The organism is Nonomuraea sp. NPDC049152 (genome assembly GCF_040648355.1).
In the GTDB taxonomy this organism is placed as follows: Bacteria; Actinomycetota; Actinomycetes; order Streptosporangiales; family Streptosporangiaceae; genus Nonomuraea.
Window position 1 is genome coordinate 103,918 of record NZ_JBEZDO010000023.1, and the last position, 20,844, is coordinate 124,761.

The following is a 20,844-nucleotide window of genomic DNA, read 5'->3' on the forward strand; positions in this document are numbered from 1 at the left end:
GGCGGAGATGCGTCGAGAATGGGAGCCGGAGGAGCTGATCGCGGCCTGGACGCTGCTGGATGGCGACTGGGACCTGGTCGGGAACAAGACGGGCGCGACGCGTCTGGGCTTCGGTGTGTTGCTGAAGTTCTTCGAGCAGGAGGGCCGGTTCCCTCGGCACGCGGGCGAGGTGCCCAAGGCTGCCGTCGACTACGTGGCGGGGCAGGTGAAGGTCGATCCGGCGCTGTTCGCGGAGTATCGGTGGTCGGGGTCGACGATCGAGTACCACCGGGCGCAGGTGCGGGAGGCCCTGGGGTTCCGGGAATCGACCCGGGCGGATGAGGACGTGCTGGCCGGGTGGCTGGCGGACAAGATCTGCCCGATGGTGTTCACCGACGAGGGGCTGCGGGCGGCTCTGCTGTCCCGCTGCCGGACCTTGAAGATCGAACCGCCGGGCAGGCCGGACCGGATCGTGGGCGCGGGCAGGGCGCGGTTCGAACGGGAGTTCTGCCTGCACGTGCTGAACGGGTTGTCGGCAGACTCGGCGCGGTCGCTGTGGGAGCTGGCCACCGGCGAGGACGGGTTCCTGCAGGAGCTGAAGTCCGACCCCGGAAGGCTGGGCCTGGAGACGTTGCTGGAGGAGATCCGGAAGCTGCAGCGGGCCAAGGCGCTCGGGCTTGCGGCGGATCTGTTCGGCGGCTATTCGGATCGGCTGGTGGCCTCCTGGCGGGCCCGGGCGATGGCCTCGCATCCGTCGGACTTCACGGCCAATCCGCCGGCGATTCGGTTGACGTTGATGGCGGCCCTGGTCTGGTCGCGGACGACGGAGATCACGGACGCGCTGGTCGATCTGTTCATCGGCCTGGTGTCGAAGATCAACACTCGGGCGGAGCGGAAGGTCGAGCGGGCGATCGAGGCCGAGGCCAAGAAGGTGCACCGCAAGACCGAGAAGCTGTTCTCGATCGCCGAGGCGTCACTACGCCGGCCGGAGGGCACCGTCCGGCAGGTGGTGTTCCCCGCGGTGCCGGGCGGGGAGGCGACGCTGCAGGCGCTGGTGGCCGAGGCGAAAGCGGACGCCAAGACGTTCAAGGCCCAGGTGCGCACCGTGCTGACCAGCTCCTACACCTCCTACTACCGGCGGATGCTGCCCAAACTGCTGGCCGCGATCGAGTTCAAGTGCAACAACACCGCCTACCGGCCGGTGATGGACGCCCTGGACCTGCTGCAGCGCTACGCCGACATCCCGAACACGACCCGCCACTACGACGCCTCGGAAAACGTCCCGATCCAGGGCGTGGTGCCGGACGGCTGGCTGGAAGCGGTCGTCGACGAGAACGGGATCATCGAGCGGGCCTCCTACGAGCTGTGCGTGATCGTGTCGTTGAAGGACGCGCTGCGCCGCCGCGAGATCTACGTCGCCGGCGCCCGCCGCTGGCGCAACCCCGAAGAGGACCTGCCGACCGACTTCGAGGACAACCGGGACGTCCACTACGAGAACCTGCGGCAGCCTCTGGATGCCACCGTGTTCATCGAGACGCTGAAGGAGGCGATGCGCTCCTCGATGGCGGCGTGCGGGGAGGCGATCAGCAGGAACAGATCCGGCGGCGCGAAGGTGAAGACGCACCGCGGCGAGCCGCGCTGGCACATCCCGGACCTGGGCAAACTGGCGGTGCCGGAAACCCTGCGGGCGCTGCACACCGAGGTCGCCGCCCGCTGGGGGATCATCGACCTGCTGGACTTCTTGAAGGAGTCGGACTTCGTCACCGACTTCACCGATGCGTTCACCACGGTCGCCACGAGGGAGGCGACCCCGCGCGAGGTGATCCGTAAGCGCCTGCTGCTGGTCTTGTACGCACTGGGCACGAACGTGGGGATCAAACGGGTCGCCGACGGCGGCCGGCACGGCGAGAGCGAGGCGGCCCTGCGCGCGACCCGCCACCTGTTCGTCAACCGCGACAACCTGCGCAAGGCGATCGCCACCCTGGTCAACGCCACCCTGAGGATGCGGGACCCGCTGTGGTGGGGCAACGGCACCGCGTGCGCGTCGGACTCGAAGAAGTTCGGGTCATGGTCGTCGAACCTGATGACCGAGTACCACGCCCGCTACGGTGGGCCCGGCGTCATGATCTACTGGCACGTGGACCGGAAATCGGTGTGCGTCTACTCCCAGCTTCGGACGTGTAACGCCTCCGAGGTCGCCGCGATGATGGAGGGCGTGCTGCGGCACTGCACCGACGCCACCATCGACCGCCAGTACACCGATAGTCATGGCCAGTCCCTGGTCGGGTTCGCGTTCTCCTACCTGCTGGGATTCAAGCTGCTGCCGCGGATGAAGCGGATCGCCCACCAGAAGCTGGTCAAGGCCGACGCCGACGACCAGGTCCCGTCCAGTCTGACCGGCATGGTGGCAGACAAGCCGATCGACTGGAAGATCATCGCCCAGCAGTACGACCAGATGGTCAAGTACGCCACCGCTCTGCGGCTCGGGACGGCCGAGGCCGAGCAGGTGCTGCGACGCTTCACGCGCGGCGGCCCCAAGCACCCCACCTACAAGGCCATCGAGGAGCTCGGCAAGGCGGTCAAGAGCATCTTCGTCGCCGAGTACGTCGCCGCCCCGGAGCTGCGCCGGGAGATCCACGAGGGTCTGCAGGTCGTGGAGAACTGGAACTCCGCCAACACCGACTTGTTCTACGGCAGCGCCGGCACCCTGCCCGGCAGCGACAAGGAACACCAGGAGGTCTCCATGCTCAGCCTGCACTTGCTGCAGTCCGCGCTGGTGTTCATCAACACCCTGCTGGTTCAGTCCGTCCTGAAAGATCCCGCCTGGCAGCGGAAGATGACCGACGCCGACAAACGAGGCCTCTCGCCCCTGTTCTGGTCCAACGCCAACCTCTACGGCCGGATCGACATCGACATGGACCGCCGCCTCGACCTCGACCTCGTCGCCTGACTCACCCCGCGATCACGCCGACGAGCGAGGCAGGACGCTCCGGCCGGGCAGCAGGTCGGCCAGAGCGGTTCGCACGGCCGCCCGGCTCACCCCATGAGCCCGCGCCAGGGCCGCGATCGAAGTGCCCTCATCCTGGAAGGCTGCCCGCACGACCTCGCGCCGGTCGCCGTCCAGCGCTGGCGGCCGACCGCGGTAGCGTCCCTGCGCCTCGGCCGCACAGACGCCCTCGGCGGTCAGCTCGTTCTGCAGATCGCGCTGGAACTGTCCCACAGCGGTGATCACGTTGATGATCAGGTCAGTGGTGGCGTCGTTGGCGGCCAGGTCGTGGAAGTTCGACAACGGCCCGGACAGGACCCGAAGCACCACGCCCCGGGCCTGGCACCAGCTGCGGACGGCGTGGATGTCGACCAGATCGCGGCAGAGTCGAAACAGCTCCGACACCGTCAGGGTGTCACCGGGGTGGGCGGCGGCGGCGACCTTGGCGAACGCAGGCCGCTCCAGCGCGGGAATCTTGGAGGTGGTCGCCAGGTCCTCGAACAGCAGCACGCCCTCGGCCGGGTGAAACCCCTCGGCGACGCCCCCGCTGCGGATCAGGAGGCCGGCCTCGGTGAGGATGTGTCGCTGCCGCAGCAGAGACTGGGTCGCGGTGGACGCGCGGGAGTAGACGATCCGCACCGGTACTCCTCGGGGGAAGGGACGGAACCCCCTTCTACCTGTCGGGAAATCCTGTCGTCAATCAGCGCTCGAAATCAGCCACCCGGAGCGAGGTTTCATCCCGTAGTGTCCTGTTTTCCGGGGCGTCGGGAGCCGGTCGAGCGGCCTGTCGGGAAACCTTCTAATCCCGACACCCTTCCGGTTCGAGTGAGTCACGGCCGGCGGCTCAGCCCCGCGGCGCGTACATGATCACCAGGACGCCGGCCAGGCAGACCAGCGCGCCGATGACATCCCAGCGATCGGGCCGGAATCCGTCGATGACCATGCCCCACGCCAGCGATCCGGCGACGAACACCCCACCGTAGGCATCGGGATCATGGCAGGAGCACGGTCCCAGCGCCGCTAAATACGTTGCGGGATCCAAAACGGGCGGGGCATGCTGGGTCGATCGAGCGGCGGAGAGCGCTGCCTGGACTAAGGAGGGCTGACGGATGGCCATCACTGCGCTGCGGCATGTCCGCATCAGTCCCACCTCTTTGTTCAGGAGCACACCCGTTGTCTTCCGAGTACGAACCCTCTGATAGCTACTCCGGCCTCCACTCCCCCCGGTCCGAATTCACCCGTGACGAGTCCCAGCCAGATCCGGCCGCAGCCTTCGTCTTCGAGTTCCATTCGGTCGACGAGGAGCTGGGCCCAGATCAGCGGTGGTCCACCTGGCTGGAGGTCGAGCGCGGTTCTCGCGGCCCGGAACCCCGCCCCTCGTGGGTTGTGACGGAACAGGCTGCGATCGACACCGAGCTCGGCGTCCTCAAAACCGGCAAGGAAGCCGACGTCTTCCTGCTCGAACGGGCCGTCGAAGCCATCGGCGACAACCCGGCGAAGTCCTCGCTGCTGGCCGCGAAACGGTACCGCACCGAGGAACACCGGTCCTTCCACCGCAGCACGTCGTACGTCGAAGGCCGCCATACCCGCAACAGCCGCGACAGCCGGGCGATGGCGAAGAAGACCTCGCACGGCCGCAGTGTCGCGGCCGGTCAGTGGGCCTACGCCGAATGGGACGCCCTCAACCGATTGTGGAAGGCCGGCGTCCCGGTGCCGTATCCCGTGCAGGTGGACGGCACCGAGCTGCTGATGGAGTTCATCGACGACGGCGAGGGCGGTGCCGCGCCCCGGCTCGCCCAGGTCCGGCCGTCGAAGGAGCTGCTCGGTGTGTATTTCGAGCAGCTCCGCAACGGCATGCGTGAACTGGCCCGCGCGGGGCTCGCGCACGGCGACCTGTCGCCGTACAACGTCCTCGCGCAGGACGAGCGGATCGTGATGATCGACCTGCCCCAGGTCGTCGACATCGTCGGCAACCCGAAGGGCATGGACTTCCTGATGCGCGACTGCCACAACATGGCCACCTGGTTCACGAACCGCGGGCTCGAGATCGACGAACAGGAGCTGTTCGCCGACCTGCTCACGATGGTGTTCTGATCGCCTTATGCACGACAACACACTCGGACACCGACAGGTCTATCCGGAACCTACAGCGGTGCGGCGAAGTCGGTGACGACCAGTGGCTGACCGAGACCGTAGGCGAAGGGCTGGTGGCAACCTTTAGTCTGTACCTGGACCGCGGCGCCTGGATCACCCTCCTCCCGGCGAACTGATCAGTGCCCTGAAGGCCGCTGGCTCTCATTCCAGCTCGGGGCCTCGTCGGCTCCTCCTAAGTAGCTCTGCGCAGTGTTCCGATTTCGTCAGGCTGCGATCACGTCACAGCGAAGCCCTTTACTGCAACACGGCCTTGCCTTAGGCGAGTGGCTCCGTGGTATCCGGCCACGGAGCCTTCGCGAAAACCCGTTGGCGGACCATGGCGACCACTGCTACCTTTCTGGAGGCCGTGCGAGAGAACGAGGAGGTGGTACCCGTGAACGCAGTATCGACATGGGTGCTCCCCTCTGGGGTCACGGTCGGGCGATAGGTCGTCCGGGAGCGCCGTTCAAGCGCACTCCCGAAAGGCACGACCTTGCGATTCACTTCTGAACAGCGCCTCGACGACGGCGTCGTCGAACGCGAATTCACCCTCGGTGAGATCCCCGGCATCCTGTGGACGCCCTCATCCGCGTCCGCACCGGTCCCGCTGATCCTGCTCGGCCACCCCCCGCTCGGACTGCGCAAGATGTACCCCCGGCTGGTGGCGCGGGCCCGGCGCGCCGCGGCGGATGGCTTCGCCGCCGCCACCATCGAGCTCCCCGGGAGCGGTGACCGGCCCCGTTTGGCCGGCGCCGAGCAGGCAGGCGCCGACCTGCGCCGGGCTATGGAGGCCGGCGAGCCGGTCGGCGACGAGATCATCGACGCCCTCATCCTCCCGCTGGTCGACAAGGCGGTCCCGGAATGGCAGGCCACCTTGGACGCCCTCCTGTCGCTGCCCGAGATCGGCGGCCCGGTCGGGTACTCGGGGGGAGTGATCTCCATCGGCATCCGGCTTGCGGTGGTCGAGCCGCGCATCGTGGCCGCCGGCTTCTTCGCCGGGAGTTTCGTGCCTCGCACCATGTTCGAGGAAGCCCGACAGGTCACCATTCCGCTGCATGTCCTGCTGCAGTGGGATGACGAAGGGAACGACAGGCAGGCGGCCCTGGACCTGTTCGACGCCTTCGGCTCCAAGGAGAAAACGCTGCACGCCAACATGGGCGGGCACACCGGTGTCCCGCAGTTCGCAGGGGAGGATGCGGCCGGGTTCTTCGCCCGGCATCTGCGCTAGCCGCAGGCCAGGGCCCGCCGCCAGGCCAGCAGCAGGCGGTAGGCGGCGCCGGCCAGCACGCCGCTCATCGAGGACAAGCCCCGGCCCTCCTCGATAACGATCGGCCAGCAGATGCACAACCGCCCCGACCGGCCGGTACCGGCCGGTCGGGGCGGCGGGCTACTTGCTCATCAGAGGAAATCCACAGGCATGAGCAGGAACGCTAGGGCGCTCGACCAGGGCAAACAGCCGTCGTCACCGAATCGTCGTCAAGATCGACTCTCTAGCGCCCAAAATCCGGTCCGATCCTCCCCGGAGGCCACCTTGCTGCGCAGCGGTGGTCCGCCGCCGTCGATACCGGACTCGCCCGGCTCTCCCAGCCTCCGGCCGGAAGCCGACAGGGTCACAGAGACGGGCCCTGCGGGGGCACGATGGTCATGGTGGGCGCTCACGGCGGTCAGTTCTCCTCGGGGTACGGCTCGTGGCCAGGTCGGCAAACGGCAGCGGGCAGTCGGGGCAGGTGCAGTGGGTCAGGCTGTCGCAGCCCGCCGAGACCACAGCGGTCAGCGCGGAGCGGATGGTGGTCAGGTCCGCGATCTTCGCCTCCACTTCGGCGATCTTGGCCTGGGCGCGGGCGCGCAGGTCCGAGGTGGGGTGCCCGCGCCGGCCGGTGTCGATCAGCTCGGCGACCTCATCCAGGGTGAAGCCGCGAGCCGCTGCGCGACTTTGATCACGGTCAGCAGGGTGATGGTCTCGGGCGGGTAGGCGCGGTGCCCGCCGGGGCTGCGCGCCGGGTCGGCGATCAGCCCGCGGCGTTCGTTGTGGCGCTGGGTCTGCAGGTTGACCCCGGCCTGCTCGGCCACCTGCCCGCTGCGCAGGTACGGCCCACTCGACCCCTGCAGCACGATGTCCTGTCTCACGCCGGCCGCCCCACCCCAGCGCTCGCGTGGCCGCCCTCGAAGGCCAGCCCGGCCTCGGCCCAGTCCTGCTTGCCTCCGGCGTAGACCCGCACGTCGGCGTAGCCGAGCCGCACGAACGCGGCGGCGGCGATCTTGGAGCGGTTGCAGTACGGGCCTGAGCAGTAGACCACCACCGTGGCCGTCCGATCGGGGCCACCTGCTCGGCCAGCTCGGCCGACACCTGGCCGGGCACGATGCGGGCACCGGGCAGGTGCTCGGCGGCGAAGGCGTCGGCCGGCAGCGCCTCCACCAGTTGCACGATCCCGGTCTCGAGCAGAGCGAGTAGGTCCTCGCGGCTGATGTGGTCCATCACCATCGTCTCCCCGGCTCAGAGCACGGTCGCGGTGCCCGTGCGGGCCTGCAGCGCGTCCAGCACCTCGACGTGCTCGGCCGGGACCGCCACCTCCAACGCCAGGCTGCCATCGGCGATGGTGAGGGCGAAGGTGAAAAAGGAGCAGCAGCCGTTCTCCCTCGCGGCCAGCTCGGCGGCCTGGGCGGCGTTGTCCGAGCTGAAGACGAGGTCCAGCCGCAGCCGGGTACGCTCCAGCCGCGCCACGCCCTGCACCGCGTCGGCGAACAAGGCATCGAACTCGGCCACGCGTAGCGGCTGCTCGGCAGTGGGCAGAGTGCAGGCGGAGGGCGCCCATCCCAGGTCAAGGGCGATGTCTTGTGTCATACCTCGACGGTAAACCTGTACCTAGGTACCGAGTGCAAGCCCCCTTATGGGCGTGGCGCCAAAATCCGGTCCACCAGTACCGAGGGCGTGCCGCCCTGGGGCGGCTCACGCCGAGACTGCCGGATCAAGAGCGAAGCATGCAGAGCAGTTACCTGGCGGCTGGGGGAGCGGAGGAGCCAAGATCAATTCCTACTTTGGGGCTGGGGACATCTTCGGGAGCGGAGGGCCTGTCGCTGTGGCTCGGCGCGATCCCGTTCGTGGCGCTCGGCCTGACCATCGGATCGCTGCTGCCCGCCGAGGTGGCCCAGCCCGTCTCCATGATCGGCATGTTCGCGTTCGCGATCCTCGGCGGCCTGTGGTTCCCCGCCGACGTCATGGGCGGCACGATGCGGACCATCGCCCACCTCATGCCCGCCTACCACTACGCCGACATGGGCTGGAGCATCACCCAGGGCCTGGGCCTGCCACTGTCCGACGTTCTCATCGTGCTGGGCTGGGCGGTGGCCATGGGCGTGGTGGCGACATGGTCCTACCGGCGGGCTACCGTACGGGGATGACCTGGGGCCAGTCGATGACGACCTTCGGGGCCGACGACGTCCCCTCCCGCCGCAGGCGGCTGGCGGGGATGTCGATCGGGCTGATCTATCTGTTCTTCCCCGTGTCGGAGATCGCGAGCGGCGAGGTGACGGGCGCCACGGCGGTGTGGGGCGGCGTGACCATCGTCGCCTTCGTCGCCTCCTACCTCGCCACCACCCTGGCTCCCCGCTCCTTCGAGGAGCGAAACGCCTGGACCTATCCGCTGCTCGCGCTCACCACCGCGATCGCGATCACCGGTTCGATCGCCTTCGGCGACGGGTGGCTGAGCCTGCCCGTCTACACCACCGTGCTCTTCTCCTTCATCCTCCCGCCGAAGGGCGCCATGGCCGGCATCGCGTGCATGCTGGCCGTCGTCGTCGGCTGCGGCCTGCTGTCGGGCAGCGACACCGGCGCCATCGTCCTCCTCTGCCTGCAGGTCGTCACGCTCGGCGTGCTGTTCATAGGCGTGCGCCAGACCAGGCTGCTGGCCCTGCGCCTGCGCGCGGCGCAGGGCGAGGTGGCCAGGCTCGCCGCCGCGGACGAGCGGCTGCGCATCGCCCGCGACCTGCACGACCTGCTCGGCCACAGCCTCTCCCTGATCGTGCTCAAGAGCGAGCTGGCCGGGCGCCTGGCCTCGGGAAAGGTGCAGGAGGAGGTCGCCGACATCGAGAAGGTGGCCAGGCAGGCGCTGGTCGAGGTGCGCGAGGCCGTCACCGGCTACCGGCAACGTGAGCTGTCGCAGGAGCTCGACAACGCCCGCGCCGTGCTGCGCGCCGCCGGAGCCGAGCCGGTGGTCCACGTCGCGGGCACTCCGCTGCCCGAGGCGCTGGACGACCTGCTCGGGTGGGCGGCCCGCGAAGGCGTCACCAACGTCGTACGGCACGCGGCCGCGACCCGCTGCCGGATCGACGTGACCTACGACGGAAAGGCGGCCACGCTGGAGATCGTGGACAACGGACGCGGCGGCCCATCCGAGTCGAAGGGGAGCGGCCTGGCCGGTCTCAGCGAACGGGTGAAGGCCGCGGGCGGCTCTTTCGAGGCGGGCCCCGGCGTCGGCGGCGGGTTCAGGCTGTGGGTGGCGGTGCCGGCATGATCAAGGTCATGCTGGCCGAGGACCAGGGCATGGTCCGCGGGGCCCTGGCCTCCCTGCTCAACCTGGAGCCCGACATCGAGGTGGTGGGGGAGGCGGCCAGCGGAGAGGAGGCCGTCGCCGTGGCGGCCGCCGTACGGCCCGACATCGCCCTGCTGGACATCGAGATGCCGGGAGGGACGGACGGCATCACCGCGGGCGCCGCCATCGCCGCCTCCGGGTGCAGGGTCATGATCCTGACCACCTTCGGCAGGCCCGGCTACCTGCGCAGGGCGATGGAGGCGGGCGCCGTGGCGTTCATGGTGAAGGACAGCCCCGCCCGCGAGCTGGCCGCCGCCATCCGCAGGGTCCACGCGGGTGAGCGGGTCATCGACCCCGGCCTGGCCGCCGCCGCGCTCAGCGCCGGGCCGAACCCGCTGTCGGCCCGCGAGCGCGACGTCCTGGCCGCGGCCGTCGACGGGTCCACCATCGGCGACATCGCCGGCCGCCTCCACCTGTCGGAGGGGACCGTGCGCAACTACCTGTCCTCGGCCATCGGCAAGACGCACGCCCGCAACCGCATCGAGGCCGTCCAGCGGGCCAAGGAGCAGGGATGGCTGTGAGGCCCGGCTAGGCGAGCGCGGCGACCGCCTTGACCGCCTGGTCGACCTGCTCGGGGCTGATCAGGATCGAGGTGCCGAAGCGCAGGTAGACCTGCAGGTAGGGGGTGGTGCTGGTCAGGATGCGCTGGGCGCGCAGCCGTTCCGTCGCCTGGAACGGCGTCACGCCGTCGATCTCGCAGCACACCAGCCCCGCCGACAGCGCGGGATCCATCGGCGTGATGAGCCGCACGCGCGGGTTGGCGGCCAGGCCCTGCTTGAGACGGGTGGCCAGCTCGATCGTCCGCTCCTGCACCCGCTCCTTGCCGATGCCGGTCTGGAAGGCGAAGGCCTCGGCCATCGCCCAGCGATGCTCGAAGGCCTTGTAGCCGCCAGGGGTGTTGATGACACCGCCGGGGCCGGCGGGCGCGCTGTTGCCGAACCAGGCCCTGAACCCTGGATCGCTGAAGCTCGGGATGATGGGGGCGACGTGCTCCCACGCCCTGCCGTACACGATGCCGGTGCCGCGCGGGCCGAACAGCCACTTGTGGGTGCCGGAGGCCAGGAAGTCACACCCGAGGTCGGCGACGGAGTCGGCGAGCGCGCCGAAGCCGTGGACGCCGTCTACGCACAGCAGCGCCCTGTCCTTGTCGTCGCGGCCGCGGTTGGCCTCGGCGAGCATGTCGGCGATCGCGCGGATCGGCAGCCTGACCCCCGTGCTGGAGTGGACCCAGGTGACGGCGACGATCCTGGTGCGCGGGGTCAGCCCCGCCTTGAGCGCGGCGACGATCCGCTCGGCGTCGGCCTTGGCGGGGTCGTCGTAGAGGCGCACCCTCGTGACCCGCGCGCCCGTGCGCTCGGCGAGCATCCTGAGGTTCTCGTGGGTGGCGTAGAAGTCGTGCTCGGTGGTCAGCACCTGCTGGCCCTGCCGCAGGCGGAAGCCGGAGTAGAGCACGCTCAGGCCCATCGTCGTGCTGTCGGTGAGCGCGACCTGGCCCTCCTCGGCGCCGAGGTAGCGCTCGGCGGCCGTCCTGACGGCGGCGTCGCGGTCGCCCGCGTCGAGGTATCCGGCGGTGTCGCCGTCGAGCCCGTTCCTGTGCCGCTGGATCGCCGCGCGTACGGGGGCGGGGTGGGCGGCCAGGACGAACGCCGCGAAGTTGGCGTCCTTGGGGTCGAGGGCGAACTGCGCCCGCACTGACGCCCAGTCGTTCTCCCTGAGCTCGGGGGGCTTCGGGTCCTCGGTGGGCACCGTGCAGCCCGCCAGGGTGGCGCTCGCTCCCCCCAGCAGCAACGTCCGCCTGTTCAGCACGACTTCCTTCCTAGCACGCTAACGTGCCGATGTGGGACGACCAGCGAAGTTCGGAGCCGACCAGATCCTCGACGCCGCCGCGGCGCTGGCCGCGGAGGGCGGCCACGAGGCCGTGACGATCACCGCGATCGCCGCGCGCCTGGGCGCGCCCAGCGGCTCCATCTACCACCGGTACGCCTCGCGCGACCTGCTGCTGGCGCACCTGTGGATCAGGGCCGTGCGGCGCTTCCAGGAGGGCTTCCTGCCGGCCGTCCGCGGGCCCGACCTCGCCGAGGCGGTGCGCGCGTCGGCGGCCCACGTGGTGCGCTGGTCTGCCGAGCATCCGGACGAGGCCCGCCTGCTGCTCGCGCACAACGTGGCCGAGCTGCGCGAACGCTGGCCTGTCGAGCTCGGCGAGGAGCTCGACAGGCTCAACACCGACGCCATGGCGGCGATGCGCGAGCTGGCGTCGCGACTGCCGGGCGATGCCCTGGAGCGGGTCACGTTCGCGCTGGTCGACCTTCCTGTCGCGGCGGTGCGGCGGCACGTGCTCGCGGGTCGGCCCATACCCGACTCCGCGGTACGGCTGGCGGAGACGGCCGCGCTCGCGGTAGTTTTAGAGAGTGACCTCTAAAACTGTGGACAGCCTCTACGAGGCCTTCGCCGTGCATGACCCGGCCGCGATGGCCGCCACCCTTCACCCCGATCTGGTCCTGAGGGTCAGCGAGGGCATGCCGCTGGGCGTCGGCGGCGAGCACCATGGGCCGCAGGGCGCGCTCGGCGGCTGCTGGAGCGTGATCTTCCGCGCCTACGACACCTTTCCCGTCCCCGCGGAACAGGTGTGGTCGGGCGATGACAGGGTCGTCGTCCTCGGGCACTACCGCGGCACCTCACGCGCCACGGGCCAGGACTTCGAGGCCGCCTTCGCGCACGACCTCAAGCTGAAGGACGGCCTCATCGCCGACTTCACGCAGATCACCGATACGGCCCAGTGGCCGCCCGCATGAGGTCGCTGACCCTGACGACGCCCATGCACCTGCCGACCTCGTCCGTCACCACCAGGTCGTCGTAGACGCGGGCCGCGTCCCGCCCTGCGACCTGCATCGCGGCGATGGCGGGGGTGGTCTTGGGAACGGTCCTCGGCGGGTCGGCCAGCCGGAGCGCGGGCTTCCTGCCGTGCAGGGCGTGGCCGTAACGGCCCGCGATCGACAGCAGGAACCTGCTGCGGTCCAGGCTGCCCTCCGGGCGCTGGTACTCGTCCACCAGGATCACGCTGGTGATCGAGGGCTCGGTGCCGAACGCCTCCACCACCTCCTCCGCCGTCGCCGCGGCCGGCAGGGACACCGCGGGCAGCAGCAGCTCGTGCACGCGCGGGCCGAGCATCATGTCCGCATGGGACGGCTTGCGCACCGGCAGCGGCACCCGCACCCTGCCGTCGGGGCCTGGCCGCAGCAGCGGTCCCTCCGCCAGCCGTACCCCCCACGCGCGCACGGCCGCGAGCTGCGCCTCACCGGTGATGCCGGGGGACAGGACGTGCGCGCCGATGCCGCGCGCCAGCGTGGCGAGCGACTCGCCCGCGGCCGCCCTCCTGTGGTCCTCCGGGACCCGGGCGACGAGCTCAGGGGCGAGCACGATGAGGTACGGCGCGGCCTCGATGATCAGCTCCATCGGCAGGCTGCCGACGCCCAGGCCGCCGAACGCGACAAGGTAGCCGATCGCCCGCAGGCCGTCCAGCCCGATGAGCAACGCCCTCCTGTCGGCGTCCGCGCACGGGCCGTGCACCTTGAGGATCACCTCCCTCGGCCGCCTGCCCGACCTCCTGAGGGCCTCGTGCAGCGGCGAGAGCGCGCCGGAGCCGCCGATGACCATGTGGGTGGGGAGATCGAGGAGGAGCGGAAGGGTGCCCGCGCCGAGTTCGGCGGCGTCGGGGGACACGTGCAACGCGATGACACCGCCGGTCTCGAGGTCGACCACAGGGGAGACGGCGGAGGGAGCTTCCTGGTCATACTGGGGAAGCAGGGGAGTCTGGGGAGACACGTCCAAATTGTGAGCGAATCCCAGCAGCCCCAGAAGCCTCCGGCAATGAAATTCACCGACATTTCGCCACAGGTTCCAGCTCACAGGTCCGCTGCCGCTCCTATCCGCCGTCGGCCGGGCCCTCACCTGGGACGACGAGCCCCGACTCGTAGGCGAACACGACGGCCTGGGCGCGGTCGCGCAGGTCGAGTTTGGTCAGAACACGGCTGACGTGGGTCTTGGCGGTGTTCTCGCTGACGACCAGTTCGGCGGCCAGTTCCGCGTTGGACAGGCCGCGGGCCATGAGGCGCAGAGTCTGGGTCTCGCGTTCGGTCAGCCGGGCCAGTCCGGCCGCCAGACGGGGGATGACGCCGTGGCTCGGGCGGCGCACCAGGGTCTCCACCAGCCTCCTCGTCACGGTGGGCGCGAGCAGGGCCTCGCCCGCCGCCACGACGCGCACGGCCTCGGCCAGTTCCTGGCGGCGGATGTCCTTGAGCAGGAAGCCGCTCGCTCCGGCGCGCAGCGCGTCGTAGACGTAGTCGTCCAGGTCGAACATGGTCAGCACGAGGACCTTGGCCCGGGTGGTGGCGCAGATGCGAGCGGTGGCCTCAAGGCCGTCCATGCCCGGCATCTGGACGTCCATGAGCACCACGTCGGGCCGGAGCCGTACGGCCGCTTCCACGGCCGAGGCGCCGTCGGCGGCCTCGCCGGCCACGGTGATGTCGGGCTGGACTCCCAGGATCATGGAGAAGCCCGCGCGGAACAGGTCCTGGTCGTCGGCGATGAGTACGCGGATCATGGAACCCCTAGGCGATGGGAAGCTCGGCGTGCACGACGAAACCGGTGCCGCCGGGGGCGGCGCCGGCGCGCAGGCTTCCGCCGCAGGCGGCGACCCGTTCGCGCATCCCGGCCAGCCCGTGGCCGCCGGGCTCGCCCGGCCCCGCACCCCTGCCGTCGTCGGCGACGACGATGACCAGGCGGGCGGGGGTCCAGCCGAGCGTGACGCGGGCGGTGCGCGCCCCGGAGTGCCTGATGACGTTGGTCAGCGCCTCCTGCACGATCCGGTACGCGGCGACGGCCGTCTCCTGGGCCACGTCCGGGGGAGCGCCCTCGGTCTCCAGCGTCACCGTCACACCCGCCCGCCGGGTCCGCTCGACCAGGTCGGGCAGGGCGTCGAGGCCGGGCCGTGGCGCGCCGGGCCGTTCGGCGTCGTGGCGCAGGGTGTTCAGCAGGCCGCGGAGCTGGACCAGGGCGGCCCTGCCGGTGTCGGCGACCGCGTCGAAGGCCGACTGCGCCCGCCGCGGGTCCGAGCCCAGCACCGCCGAGCCCGCCTCGGCCTGCACGACCATCAGCCCGACCGAGTGGGTCACGATGTCGTGCACGTCGCGGGCGATGCGGGTGCGCTCGTGCGCGGCGGCGGCCTGACGCTCCTGCTCCAGCCTCCTGCCGCGCTCGGCCCGCTCGGCGAGCCTGGCGGCCCGGGCCCGCGCGCTGGTGCCCAGCGCGTAGGCCGCCACGAAGGCGGTCCCGACCGTCCGGTAGACCTCGCTGTCCTCCTGCGGTACGGCCAGCGAGACGTACACGGCGGCCCCGATGACCGGTACGGCCAGCAGCCGTACGGCGGCGCCGCTCAGCTCCGCGATGGTGTACACCCCCAGGAGCGGCCCCCACGGCAGGAACGGCTTCTCCCACAGCACCATCGCGGTCATCGCCAGTCCGGTCACGAGGGAGACGGGCACGGGCGCTCGCCGCCGCCACAGCACAGGCACGGCGGACATCCCCGCCAGCACCACCACCCACCACGCCGCCGGCCGCGGATACAGCGTGGGCGCGACGGTCGCCACGGTGACGGCGGCGGCCAGCAGGGCGTCCACCACACGAGCGGGCAGCGGGGAGGTGACGGCGGCGACCCTACGGGCGAGGCGCGCGACCATGCGCGAGCCGACGGCTTGCCCGGCGTCCGCTGAAGGAGCCGACTGCCCGGCCCGAACCATCCGCTCCCCTTCCGCCGCCTCTGGAGCCCCGCAGGCCGGCGATCAGAGCGGCCGGCAGGATCAGGAGGCCGGCCCAGCCTAGCCAGTCGCCCAGCACGCTGTACGGCGTGGCCCGCACGGGCTCAGGCAGCGTGAAGACGGCCGAGACGAAGCCGGGGCCCGTCCGGGCCTGCGCCAGCACCCGCCCATAGGCGTCGCTGGCCAGCAGGATCCCCGCCCGGGGAGCGCGGACGACGGTCATGCCGCTCTCCACGCCACGCACCAGTGCCATCCTGCTGTGGATCCACTCGTCGCCGGGGAAGTCCCAGGCGGGGGCGAAGACGGCGGAGGCGCCGCGTCGCCGGTAGTCGCGTACGAGCTCGGGGAAGTCCAGGTCCTTGCAGATGACGATCGCCCACCGGCCGTCCGAGCCCGGCACGAACGCCACCGCCTCGGGCCTGCCCGGTGAGTAGTCCGTCTCGACGCCGGGGATGAGGTGACGCTTGTCGTAACGGACGGGGCGCGCGGCGCCGGGGGCGAAGGCGAGCGCGCTGTTACGGCGCTGCGCCCCGTCGACGAGGGTCAGCCCGACCAGGACGGTCGTGTTCCGTTCGGCGGCCAGCGCGGACAGCGGACCGGCCAGCAGCGGCAGGGTGTCCCGGTCGGCGGCGAAGGTGTTCTCCGGCAGCACGACGACGTCCGCCTCCAGCTTCCCGAGCTCGGCCAGGTAGCGCGCGAGCAGCTTGCCGCCCTCAGGGGTGGCCACCGGGATCGTGTCGTCGGGTCGGTCGGTGTCCAGCAGCGCCACCCGGGTGACCGGGCCGCCGGCTGGCACGCCGCTCGGGCCGGCCAGCCGTACGAGCCCATAACCGAGCACCAGCGCCAGGACCGCCGCGACACCCGCGGCCAGCGGTGCCCTGCGGCGCGCCGACGGCAGCACGGCCACGGCCGCCTGCACGCCGAGCAGCAGGAAGGTGACGCCCCACGGACCCGTCAGCGAGACGATCTGCAGCACCGGCAGGGCATCGGCCTGGGAGTAGGCCATGCTCCACCACGCGCCGTGCGGCATCGTGAGCGACACGGCGAACTCGACCGCGACCCAGGCCGAGCAGAACGCCAGCGTCGCCAGGACGGGCCTGCCCCGCCCCGCGATCGCCGCGAAGGCGGCGACCGCCAGCCCGAACAGCACCGACGTCCCGACGATCAGCGCGGCCACCAGGGCCGGCGGGAGCTCCAGGACGCCGGCGTAGTAGCCCCACATCGGCGTCTGTCCGCCGAGCCAGGCCACCGTCCCCGCGGCGAGCCCGATCCGCGCCCGTGACCGGGCGGCCACCACCAACACGGGCAGGGCCGCGATCCACGCGCACCACCACGACGGCGTCAGCCCGGTGCCGAATCCGAGCAGCACCGCCGACAGCCCGGTGAGCGGCAACGACGGCCAGAGACCGAGACGAGGGAAGGGAGGGGAGTTCATGCCTGCCATGGTTCGCCGTCGTCGCCGTCCGGCACATCGCGCGATCGAATGATCCCCGTCGTCACCCACCCGAATGAGGCCCGCACATCAGCGCCGCGGGACAAGCCGTTCGCCACAACGCCGGCGGTAACGTCATCGGCCTCAACCAGCGGCCGCTGAGGTGGTCAGCGGGGCTTGGCCGGGGTGAACAGGTCGTCGAGGAGCGGCCTCGATCCTGATCCTGCGGCGGGTTCGGCGTACCACTCCCTGCCGAGCACCCACCCGAAGACGGGCAGGGGAAGCCGGACGAGGGCCCGCATGACGGGCGCCAGCCTGCCGCGGCCCATCACCTCCGAGCGGTGGGCGGCGATCGCCGTCTGCTTCTGCCTGGCGTAGCGCCGCACGTCGACGCGGTGGGTGATGGCCTCGCGCGAGCTGTAGGCGCGGCTGAGCTCGTCTGGGTCGTAGCGGAGCGGCAGCCGCAGGACGCGCGCCAACGTCATCAGCCTGGCGACGATGTCGCGGGGGAGCGTGGCCTCCAGCAGGCGGGGCACCCCCGCCTGGGCGGCGGCCAGCTTGCCGACCTCGTGGACCCTGACGTGGTCGCGGTGGCCGTACCCGCCGTTGGCGTCGTAGCCGAGGAGCACGTCGGCCCGTTCCTCGATGAGGATCGCGGCGAGCCTGCCTGCGGCCTCGGCGGGGTCGGCCCTGCAGAAGCGGGCCCGGTCGGGTGGGTCGGGGTAGAGGATCTTGCCGTGGCCGCTGTCGGCGTAGCCCAGATGGACGACCCTGTGGACCCCGAGGACGACGGCGCTCGCGCGGAGCTCGTCCAGCCGGGTCGAGGTGCCCTCGGCGGCGGCGTCCATGTGGTCGGTGGCGACGACGATCACCACGCGATGGCCCTCGGCGGCGGCGCGGGCCAGGGTGCCGCCGGTCAGGAGGGCCTCGTCGTCGGGGTGGGCGTGGAATGCCACGATGGTTGCCATACGTCCCCCTGTGTCTCGAAGGCAGCCAGGCTAGCGGCTGGATGATCTCGTGGGGCCGCTTCGAGCGCCCGGGCACCGGTACGCTGCCAGGATGAGGGCGCGGCCGGCGAAGGGCGGGGGACGGTGGGTGTCGGTGCCCCCCGAACGCGTCCGGCGGTGGATCGACGGCTTCGCCGACCGGCACGGCCCCTTCGAGGCGACCGGCGACACCCATGTCGTACGGCTGGCCGCCGCCGACGGGGCGGTCGCCGAATGCCACGCCCCCTTCCCTCCGCTGCCCCCAGGCCCGCCGAGGGTGGCCAACCTCGTCACGCACGCCCGCGCCGACCGGCTCGTCGGGGTGGTGCTCGTCCGGCTGGGCGGCTACGCGGCGGGCGTCTTCCACGGCGCGGAACTGGTCGCCTCCAAGGTCGACTCCCGCTACGTCCAGGGCCGCACGGCCGCGGGCGGCTGGTCGCAGCAGCGCTTCGCCAGGCGCAGGCGCAACCAGGCGGACCAGACCCACCAGGCCGCCGCCGACACCGCGCTGCGGGTGCTGTCGCCGCACCTGGAGGGGCTGGCGGCGGTGGTGTTCGGCGGCGACAGGAAGGCGGTCGACGCGCTGCGGGAGGACCGGCGTCTCGCGCCGCTGTTCGCGCTGGAGACCGAGCCGTTCCTGACCGTGCCCGACCCCAAGCTGGCCGTCCTGCGGGAGACTCCCGCATCGTTCCGCGCCGTCAGGATCCACGTCACCGATCCGGATCGACCTGGATCCTGACGGCGCGGTGACCGGTCTCGGGGAACGCGTCAGCCGTCCGCCGTGATGCGGACGGCGTCGGCGATGACGTAGCCGGTGGCGGAGGTCCAGCGACTCACCCCGACCACGTTGTAGGTGCCCGCGTTCAGTGTGAACGTGCCGAGCGAACGCCACTGCCCGCCACCGGTGCGCTGGTCGACGGTCACGGTCTGGTTCCCGCCCGCCGCCGCCACGATGTGCGGGGTGGCGCCGTTGTACCCGGCGTTGGCCGGATACCAGACCTCCACCCGGTAACTCCCCGCGCTGGGCAGGGTCGTCCTGAACCAGGCGGGATCGCTGGCCGCGACGGGATCGGCGAACCGGTAGTCGGCGCCGTATCGCTGCGTGGAGTACGTCGAGGACCCCCACGCGGCCCCTGCTTCGGGACCGTCGACGACCACGCTGAACGAGCCGCCCGAACCGCCGCCGCTCTCCTGGTGGGTCCTGCCGAGCGCGGTCACGTGGTAGCCGCCCGGCCCCGGCGAGGTGTCGGTGAAGGAGGTGCCCCTGGTCGTGCCGATCAGGTTGCGGGCGTCGGTGAGCAGGCAGGGGTCGGCGAGGTCGCCGCGGTAGACGGCGTAGGAGGCGGCGCTGCCCTGCCATGACACCTTCACCCCTCCCGGCACCTGCGCCGTGGTGACGTTGGCGGGCGGTGGCGGGGCGGGAACCGTACCTCTTGGGGGGATCAGCGCGGGTTTGCGGTAGTGGTCGGCCACCACCTTGGAGAAGGAGCCGATCCGGTCGGCGCGCACGTCCTTGGCGCTGAAGTAGACGTCGCCGAGGACCTCGGGATGCTTGCGGTTGTCGAGCAGGTGGTCGCTGAGCTCGGCGGGGTCCTGCCAGGCGGGGTCCTGGCCGGACGCGCCCGCCCTGTAGGCGGCCTGGCCCGCGTACAGCTGGACGTTCGTGCCTCTCACCACCTCCGACCACCAGGCGGTGAGCACCGCGTAGTCCGCGGCGGCGAAGCCGATGTGCCAGTAGAGCTGCGGGGTCAGGTAGTCGATCCAGCCCTGCTTCACCCAGCGGCGGCTGTCGGCGTAGATGGCGTCGTAGGACTGCAGGCCCGAGGTGCGCGAGCCGAGCGGGTCGGTGGAGGAGTTGCGCCAGATGCCGAACGGGCTGATGCCGAAGGCGACGTGCGCCTTGGCGGCGTGGATCCGCTGGCCGAGCTCGCGCACCAGGAGGTCGATGTTGCCGCGGCGCCAGTCGGCGACGTTGGAGAAGCCGCCGCCGTACTGGGCGAAGGTCGCCGCGTCAGGGATGCTCTGGCCGCTGACCGGATAGGGGTAGAAGTAGTCGTCGAGGTGCACGCCGTCCACGTCGTAGCGGGTGACGGCGTCCATGATGGCGTCCTCGATGAAGTCGCGCACGGTGGGGATGCCGGGGTTGTAGTACAGCTTGCCGCCGTAGGCGAAGCGCCAGCTCGGGTTCTGCCTGGCCGGGTGGCTCGCGACGAGCTTGCTCGGATCGTCGTGGTTGGCCACCCTGTACGGGTTGAACCACGCGTGGAACTCCAGGTTGCGGGCGTGCGCCTCGGCGACCATGAACGCGAGCGGGTCGTAGCCGGGGTTGCCGCCCTGGACGCCGGTCAGCCACTGCGACCACGGCTCGTACGGCGAGGGCCAGAACGCGTCGGCGGTGGGGCGGACCTGGACGACGACGGCGTTCATGCGCTTCTGGACGGCGAGGTCGAGCCACGAGCGGAACTCGGCCTGCTGGGCGGAGACGGACAGTCCTGTTCTGCTGGGCCAGTCGATGTTGGCGACCGAGGAGATCCACATGGCCCTGAACTGCCGCTTCGGTGTGGCCGGATCGGGGACGCAGGCCGCCGCCGCGGCGGAGGAGGGGGCGACAGGGGTGACGAGGAAGGTGAGCACGAGGGCGAGAAGCGCCACTAATCGGGTCACAGAAGGAATTTTTCATCCATAACGTCAACTAAAGCAATAGTCTTCACCTCTGGCCGTCGGATGATCTCGGTGGCGGGTGGCGCGTCGCCGTCATCCGGCGGCCACCGCGCGTGGGCGCGGGCAGCGGCGATTACGGCGATCGGCGGCTGGATCGCGCTCGGGAGTGTCACGAGGATCGGAGGGGCTGGATCCGTGGGGCGAAAATTTTCATCCACAGCATCGGTAATGTCAATTATCGACATCTGTCATGAAGCCCCATAGT

24 protein-coding genes and 1 pseudogene are annotated in these 20,844 nt (G+C 70.9%); 9 read left to right on the forward strand and 16 right to left on the reverse strand.

Annotated elements, in window-relative coordinates; all coding sequences use genetic code 11:
- Window positions 1-7 precede the first annotated feature (7 nt).
- A complete protein-coding gene (locus AB0B45_RS34500) occupies window positions 8-2,929 on the forward strand; it encodes a Tn3 family transposase (protein ID WP_358139162.1) in 2,922 nt (973 codons plus the stop codon).
- Between the two features lie 12 nt (window positions 2,930-2,941).
- Here AB0B45_RS34500 and AB0B45_RS34505 read toward each other — a convergent pair whose 3' ends face one another.
- Both AB0B45_RS34505 and AB0B45_RS34510 read right to left on the reverse strand, forming a co-directional pair.
- A complete protein-coding gene (locus AB0B45_RS34505) occupies window positions 2,942-3,604 on the reverse strand; it encodes a recombinase family protein (RefSeq protein WP_358139165.1) in 663 nt (220 codons plus the stop codon).
- Window positions 3,605-3,809: 205 nt separating this feature from the next.
- Complete coding sequence (locus AB0B45_RS34510) at window positions 3,810-4,133, reverse strand: YnfA family protein (protein ID WP_358139167.1); 324 nt, start codon at window positions 4,131-4,133, stop codon at window positions 3,810-3,812.
- Between the two features lie 218 nt (window positions 4,134-4,351).
- Between AB0B45_RS34510 and AB0B45_RS34515 the strand changes: the two genes are divergently transcribed.
- Together AB0B45_RS34515 and AB0B45_RS34520 are read left to right on the forward strand one after the other, a co-directional pair.
- Window positions 4,352-5,059 (forward strand): RIO1 family regulatory kinase/ATPase, encoded by a 708-nt coding sequence (locus AB0B45_RS34515; protein WP_358139170.1) that lies wholly within the window; start codon window positions 4,352-4,354, stop codon window positions 5,057-5,059.
- Between the two features lie 532 nt (window positions 5,060-5,591).
- On the forward strand, window positions 5,592-6,326 hold the full coding sequence (locus AB0B45_RS34520) for an alpha/beta hydrolase (protein WP_358139171.1): 735 nt from the start codon (window positions 5,592-5,594) through the stop codon (window positions 6,324-6,326).
- Here AB0B45_RS34520 and AB0B45_RS34525 read toward each other — a convergent pair.
- From AB0B45_RS34525 to AB0B45_RS34550, 6 genes and pseudogenes are all read right to left on the reverse strand, one after another.
- Entirely contained in the window at window positions 6,323-6,445 is a 123-nt protein-coding gene (locus AB0B45_RS34525; RefSeq protein ID WP_358139174.1) for a hypothetical protein, read from the reverse strand. The genes AB0B45_RS34520 and AB0B45_RS34525 overlap by 4 nt on opposite strands.
- Before the next feature lie 295 nt (window positions 6,446-6,740).
- Window positions 6,741-6,914, reverse strand: a complete 174-nt coding sequence (locus AB0B45_RS34530; RefSeq protein ID WP_358139348.1) for a hypothetical protein — start codon at window positions 6,912-6,914, stop codon at window positions 6,741-6,743.
- 9 nt (window positions 6,915-6,923) lie between these two features.
- Window positions 6,924-7,004 (reverse strand): annotated as a pseudogene (locus tag AB0B45_RS34535) (MerR family transcriptional regulator); the annotation flags it as partial.
- Window positions 6,983-7,225 carry a MerR family transcriptional regulator gene (locus AB0B45_RS34540; protein ID WP_358139177.1) on the reverse strand — a complete coding sequence of 81 codons (243 nt, stop codon included), beginning with the start codon at window positions 7,223-7,225 and terminating at the stop codon, window positions 6,983-6,985. The pseudogene AB0B45_RS34535 and the gene AB0B45_RS34540, both read right to left, overlap by 22 nt.
- Window positions 7,222-7,596, reverse strand: coding sequence for a rhodanese-like domain-containing protein (locus AB0B45_RS34545; protein WP_358139339.1), 375 nt, complete (start codon window positions 7,594-7,596; stop codon window positions 7,222-7,224). Before AB0B45_RS34545 ends, AB0B45_RS34540 begins: the two co-directional genes overlap by 4 nt.
- Window positions 7,593-7,940 (reverse strand): hypothetical protein, encoded by a 348-nt coding sequence (locus AB0B45_RS34550; protein ID WP_358139179.1) that lies wholly within the window; start codon window positions 7,938-7,940, stop codon window positions 7,593-7,595. Before AB0B45_RS34550 ends, AB0B45_RS34545 begins: the two co-directional genes overlap by 4 nt.
- A gap of 137 nt (window positions 7,941-8,077) precedes the next feature.
- On the opposite strand from AB0B45_RS34550, the gene AB0B45_RS34555 reads away from it, so the two are divergent.
- The 3 genes from AB0B45_RS34555 to AB0B45_RS34565 are packed head-to-tail and all read left to right on the forward strand — an operon-like array spanning window position 8,078 to window position 10,208.
- Window positions 8,078-8,497, forward strand: coding sequence for a hypothetical protein (locus AB0B45_RS34555; protein WP_358139182.1), 420 nt, complete (start codon window positions 8,078-8,080; stop codon window positions 8,495-8,497).
- Window positions 8,494-9,609 carry a sensor histidine kinase gene (locus AB0B45_RS34560; protein ID WP_358139185.1) on the forward strand — a complete coding sequence of 372 codons (1,116 nt, stop codon included), beginning with the start codon at window positions 8,494-8,496 and terminating at the stop codon, window positions 9,607-9,609. Before AB0B45_RS34555 ends, AB0B45_RS34560 begins: the two co-directional genes overlap by 4 nt.
- Window positions 9,606-10,208: a response regulator transcription factor gene (locus AB0B45_RS34565; RefSeq protein ID WP_358139189.1), complete on the forward strand. Its 603-nt coding sequence runs from the start codon at window positions 9,606-9,608 to the stop codon at window positions 10,206-10,208. The genes AB0B45_RS34560 and AB0B45_RS34565 overlap by 4 nt, the downstream gene beginning before the upstream one ends.
- 7 nt (window positions 10,209-10,215) lie before the next feature.
- Here AB0B45_RS34565 and AB0B45_RS34570 read toward each other — a convergent pair whose 3' ends face one another.
- Complete coding sequence (locus AB0B45_RS34570; RefSeq protein WP_358139192.1) at window positions 10,216-11,493, reverse strand: aminotransferase class V-fold PLP-dependent enzyme; 1,278 nt, start codon at window positions 11,491-11,493, stop codon at window positions 10,216-10,218.
- A 31-nt stretch (window positions 11,494-11,524) separates the two neighbouring features.
- Here AB0B45_RS34570 and AB0B45_RS34575 point away from each other — a divergent pair, with 31 nt between their 5' ends.
- Together AB0B45_RS34575 and AB0B45_RS34580 are read left to right on the forward strand one after the other, a co-directional pair.
- A complete protein-coding gene (locus AB0B45_RS34575; protein ID WP_358139195.1) occupies window positions 11,525-12,106 on the forward strand; it encodes a TetR/AcrR family transcriptional regulator in 582 nt (193 codons plus the stop codon).
- Complete coding sequence (locus AB0B45_RS34580) at window positions 12,096-12,479, forward strand: nuclear transport factor 2 family protein (protein ID WP_358139199.1); 384 nt, start codon at window positions 12,096-12,098, stop codon at window positions 12,477-12,479. The genes AB0B45_RS34575 and AB0B45_RS34580 overlap by 11 nt, the downstream gene beginning before the upstream one ends.
- Here AB0B45_RS34580 and AB0B45_RS34585 read toward each other — a convergent pair.
- The 5 genes from AB0B45_RS34585 to AB0B45_RS34605 all read right to left on the reverse strand — a co-directional run bounded on the left by AB0B45_RS34585 (window position 12,448) and on the right by AB0B45_RS34605 (window position 17,900).
- Complete coding sequence (locus AB0B45_RS34585; protein ID WP_358139202.1) at window positions 12,448-13,509, reverse strand: EAL domain-containing protein; 1,062 nt, start codon at window positions 13,507-13,509, stop codon at window positions 12,448-12,450. The two genes, AB0B45_RS34580 and AB0B45_RS34585, sit on opposite strands and share 32 nt — an antisense overlap.
- 100 nt (window positions 13,510-13,609) lie before the next feature.
- Window positions 13,610-14,287, reverse strand: a complete 678-nt coding sequence (locus AB0B45_RS34590) for a response regulator transcription factor (protein ID WP_358139204.1) — start codon at window positions 14,285-14,287, stop codon at window positions 13,610-13,612.
- A 7-nt stretch (window positions 14,288-14,294) separates the two neighbouring features.
- The gene (locus AB0B45_RS34595) at window positions 14,295-15,422 is read right to left on the reverse strand and encodes a sensor histidine kinase (protein WP_358139207.1); all 1,128 of its coding nucleotides are present in this window, start codon (window positions 15,420-15,422) and stop codon (window positions 14,295-14,297) included.
- Window positions 15,400-16,935 carry a nitrilase-related carbon-nitrogen hydrolase gene (locus AB0B45_RS34600; RefSeq protein ID WP_358139210.1) on the reverse strand — a complete coding sequence of 512 codons (1,536 nt, stop codon included), beginning with the start codon at window positions 16,933-16,935 and terminating at the stop codon, window positions 15,400-15,402. The genes AB0B45_RS34595 and AB0B45_RS34600 overlap by 23 nt, the downstream gene beginning before the upstream one ends.
- Window positions 16,936-17,099: 164 nt before the next feature.
- The gene (locus tag AB0B45_RS34605) at window positions 17,100-17,900 is read right to left on the reverse strand and encodes a PIG-L family deacetylase (RefSeq protein WP_358139213.1); all 801 of its coding nucleotides are present in this window, start codon (window positions 17,898-17,900) and stop codon (window positions 17,100-17,102) included.
- A 91-nt stretch (window positions 17,901-17,991) separates the two neighbouring features.
- Between AB0B45_RS34605 and AB0B45_RS34610 the strand changes: the two genes are divergently transcribed.
- On the forward strand, window positions 17,992-18,657 hold the full coding sequence (locus AB0B45_RS34610) for an acVLRF1 family peptidyl-tRNA hydrolase (RefSeq protein ID WP_358139216.1): 666 nt from the start codon (window positions 17,992-17,994) through the stop codon (window positions 18,655-18,657).
- 29 nt (window positions 18,658-18,686) lie between these two features.
- Here AB0B45_RS34610 and AB0B45_RS34615 read toward each other — a convergent pair whose 3' ends face one another.
- Complete coding sequence (locus AB0B45_RS34615) at window positions 18,687-20,591, reverse strand: family 10 glycosylhydrolase (RefSeq protein WP_358139342.1); 1,905 nt, start codon at window positions 20,589-20,591, stop codon at window positions 18,687-18,689.
- Window positions 20,579-20,824, reverse strand: coding sequence for a hypothetical protein (locus AB0B45_RS34620; protein WP_358139219.1), 246 nt, complete (start codon window positions 20,822-20,824; stop codon window positions 20,579-20,581). Before AB0B45_RS34620 ends, AB0B45_RS34615 begins: the two co-directional genes overlap by 13 nt.
- Window positions 20,825-20,844: the final 20 nt, after the last annotated feature.

Excerpts from the sequence above, each read along its gene's own strand:
- AB0B45_RS34500 (WP_358139162.1), top strand. The coding sequence starts at position 8 with ATGCGTCGAGAATGGGAGCCGGAGGAGCTGATCGCGGCCTGGACGCTG.
- AB0B45_RS34550 (WP_358139179.1), bottom strand. The coding sequence starts at position 7,940 with ATGACACAAGACATCGCCCTTGACCTGGGATGGGCGCCCTCCGCCTGC.
- AB0B45_RS34555 (WP_358139182.1), top strand. The coding sequence starts at position 8,078 with ATGCAGAGCAGTTACCTGGCGGCTGGGGGAGCGGAGGAGCCAAGATCA.
- AB0B45_RS34560 (WP_358139185.1), top strand. The coding sequence starts at position 8,494 with ATGACCTGGGGCCAGTCGATGACGACCTTCGGGGCCGACGACGTCCCC.
- AB0B45_RS34565 (WP_358139189.1), top strand. The coding sequence starts at position 9,606 with ATGATCAAGGTCATGCTGGCCGAGGACCAGGGCATGGTCCGCGGGGCC.
- AB0B45_RS34590 (WP_358139204.1), bottom strand. The coding sequence starts at position 14,287 with ATGATCCGCGTACTCATCGCCGACGACCAGGACCTGTTCCGCGCGGGC.
- AB0B45_RS34595 (WP_358139207.1), bottom strand. The coding sequence starts at position 15,422 with ATGGTCGCGCGCCTCGCCCGTAGGGTCGCCGCCGTCACCTCCCCGCTG.
- AB0B45_RS34600 (WP_358139210.1), bottom strand. The coding sequence starts at position 16,935 with ATGAACTCCCCTCCCTTCCCTCGTCTCGGTCTCTGGCCGTCGTTGCCG.
- AB0B45_RS34605 (WP_358139213.1), bottom strand. The coding sequence starts at position 17,900 with ATGGCAACCATCGTGGCATTCCACGCCCACCCCGACGACGAGGCCCTC.
- AB0B45_RS34610 (WP_358139216.1), top strand. The coding sequence starts at position 17,992 with ATGAGGGCGCGGCCGGCGAAGGGCGGGGGACGGTGGGTGTCGGTGCCC.
- AB0B45_RS34620 (WP_358139219.1), bottom strand. The coding sequence starts at position 20,824 with ATGTCGATAATTGACATTACCGATGCTGTGGATGAAAATTTTCGCCCC.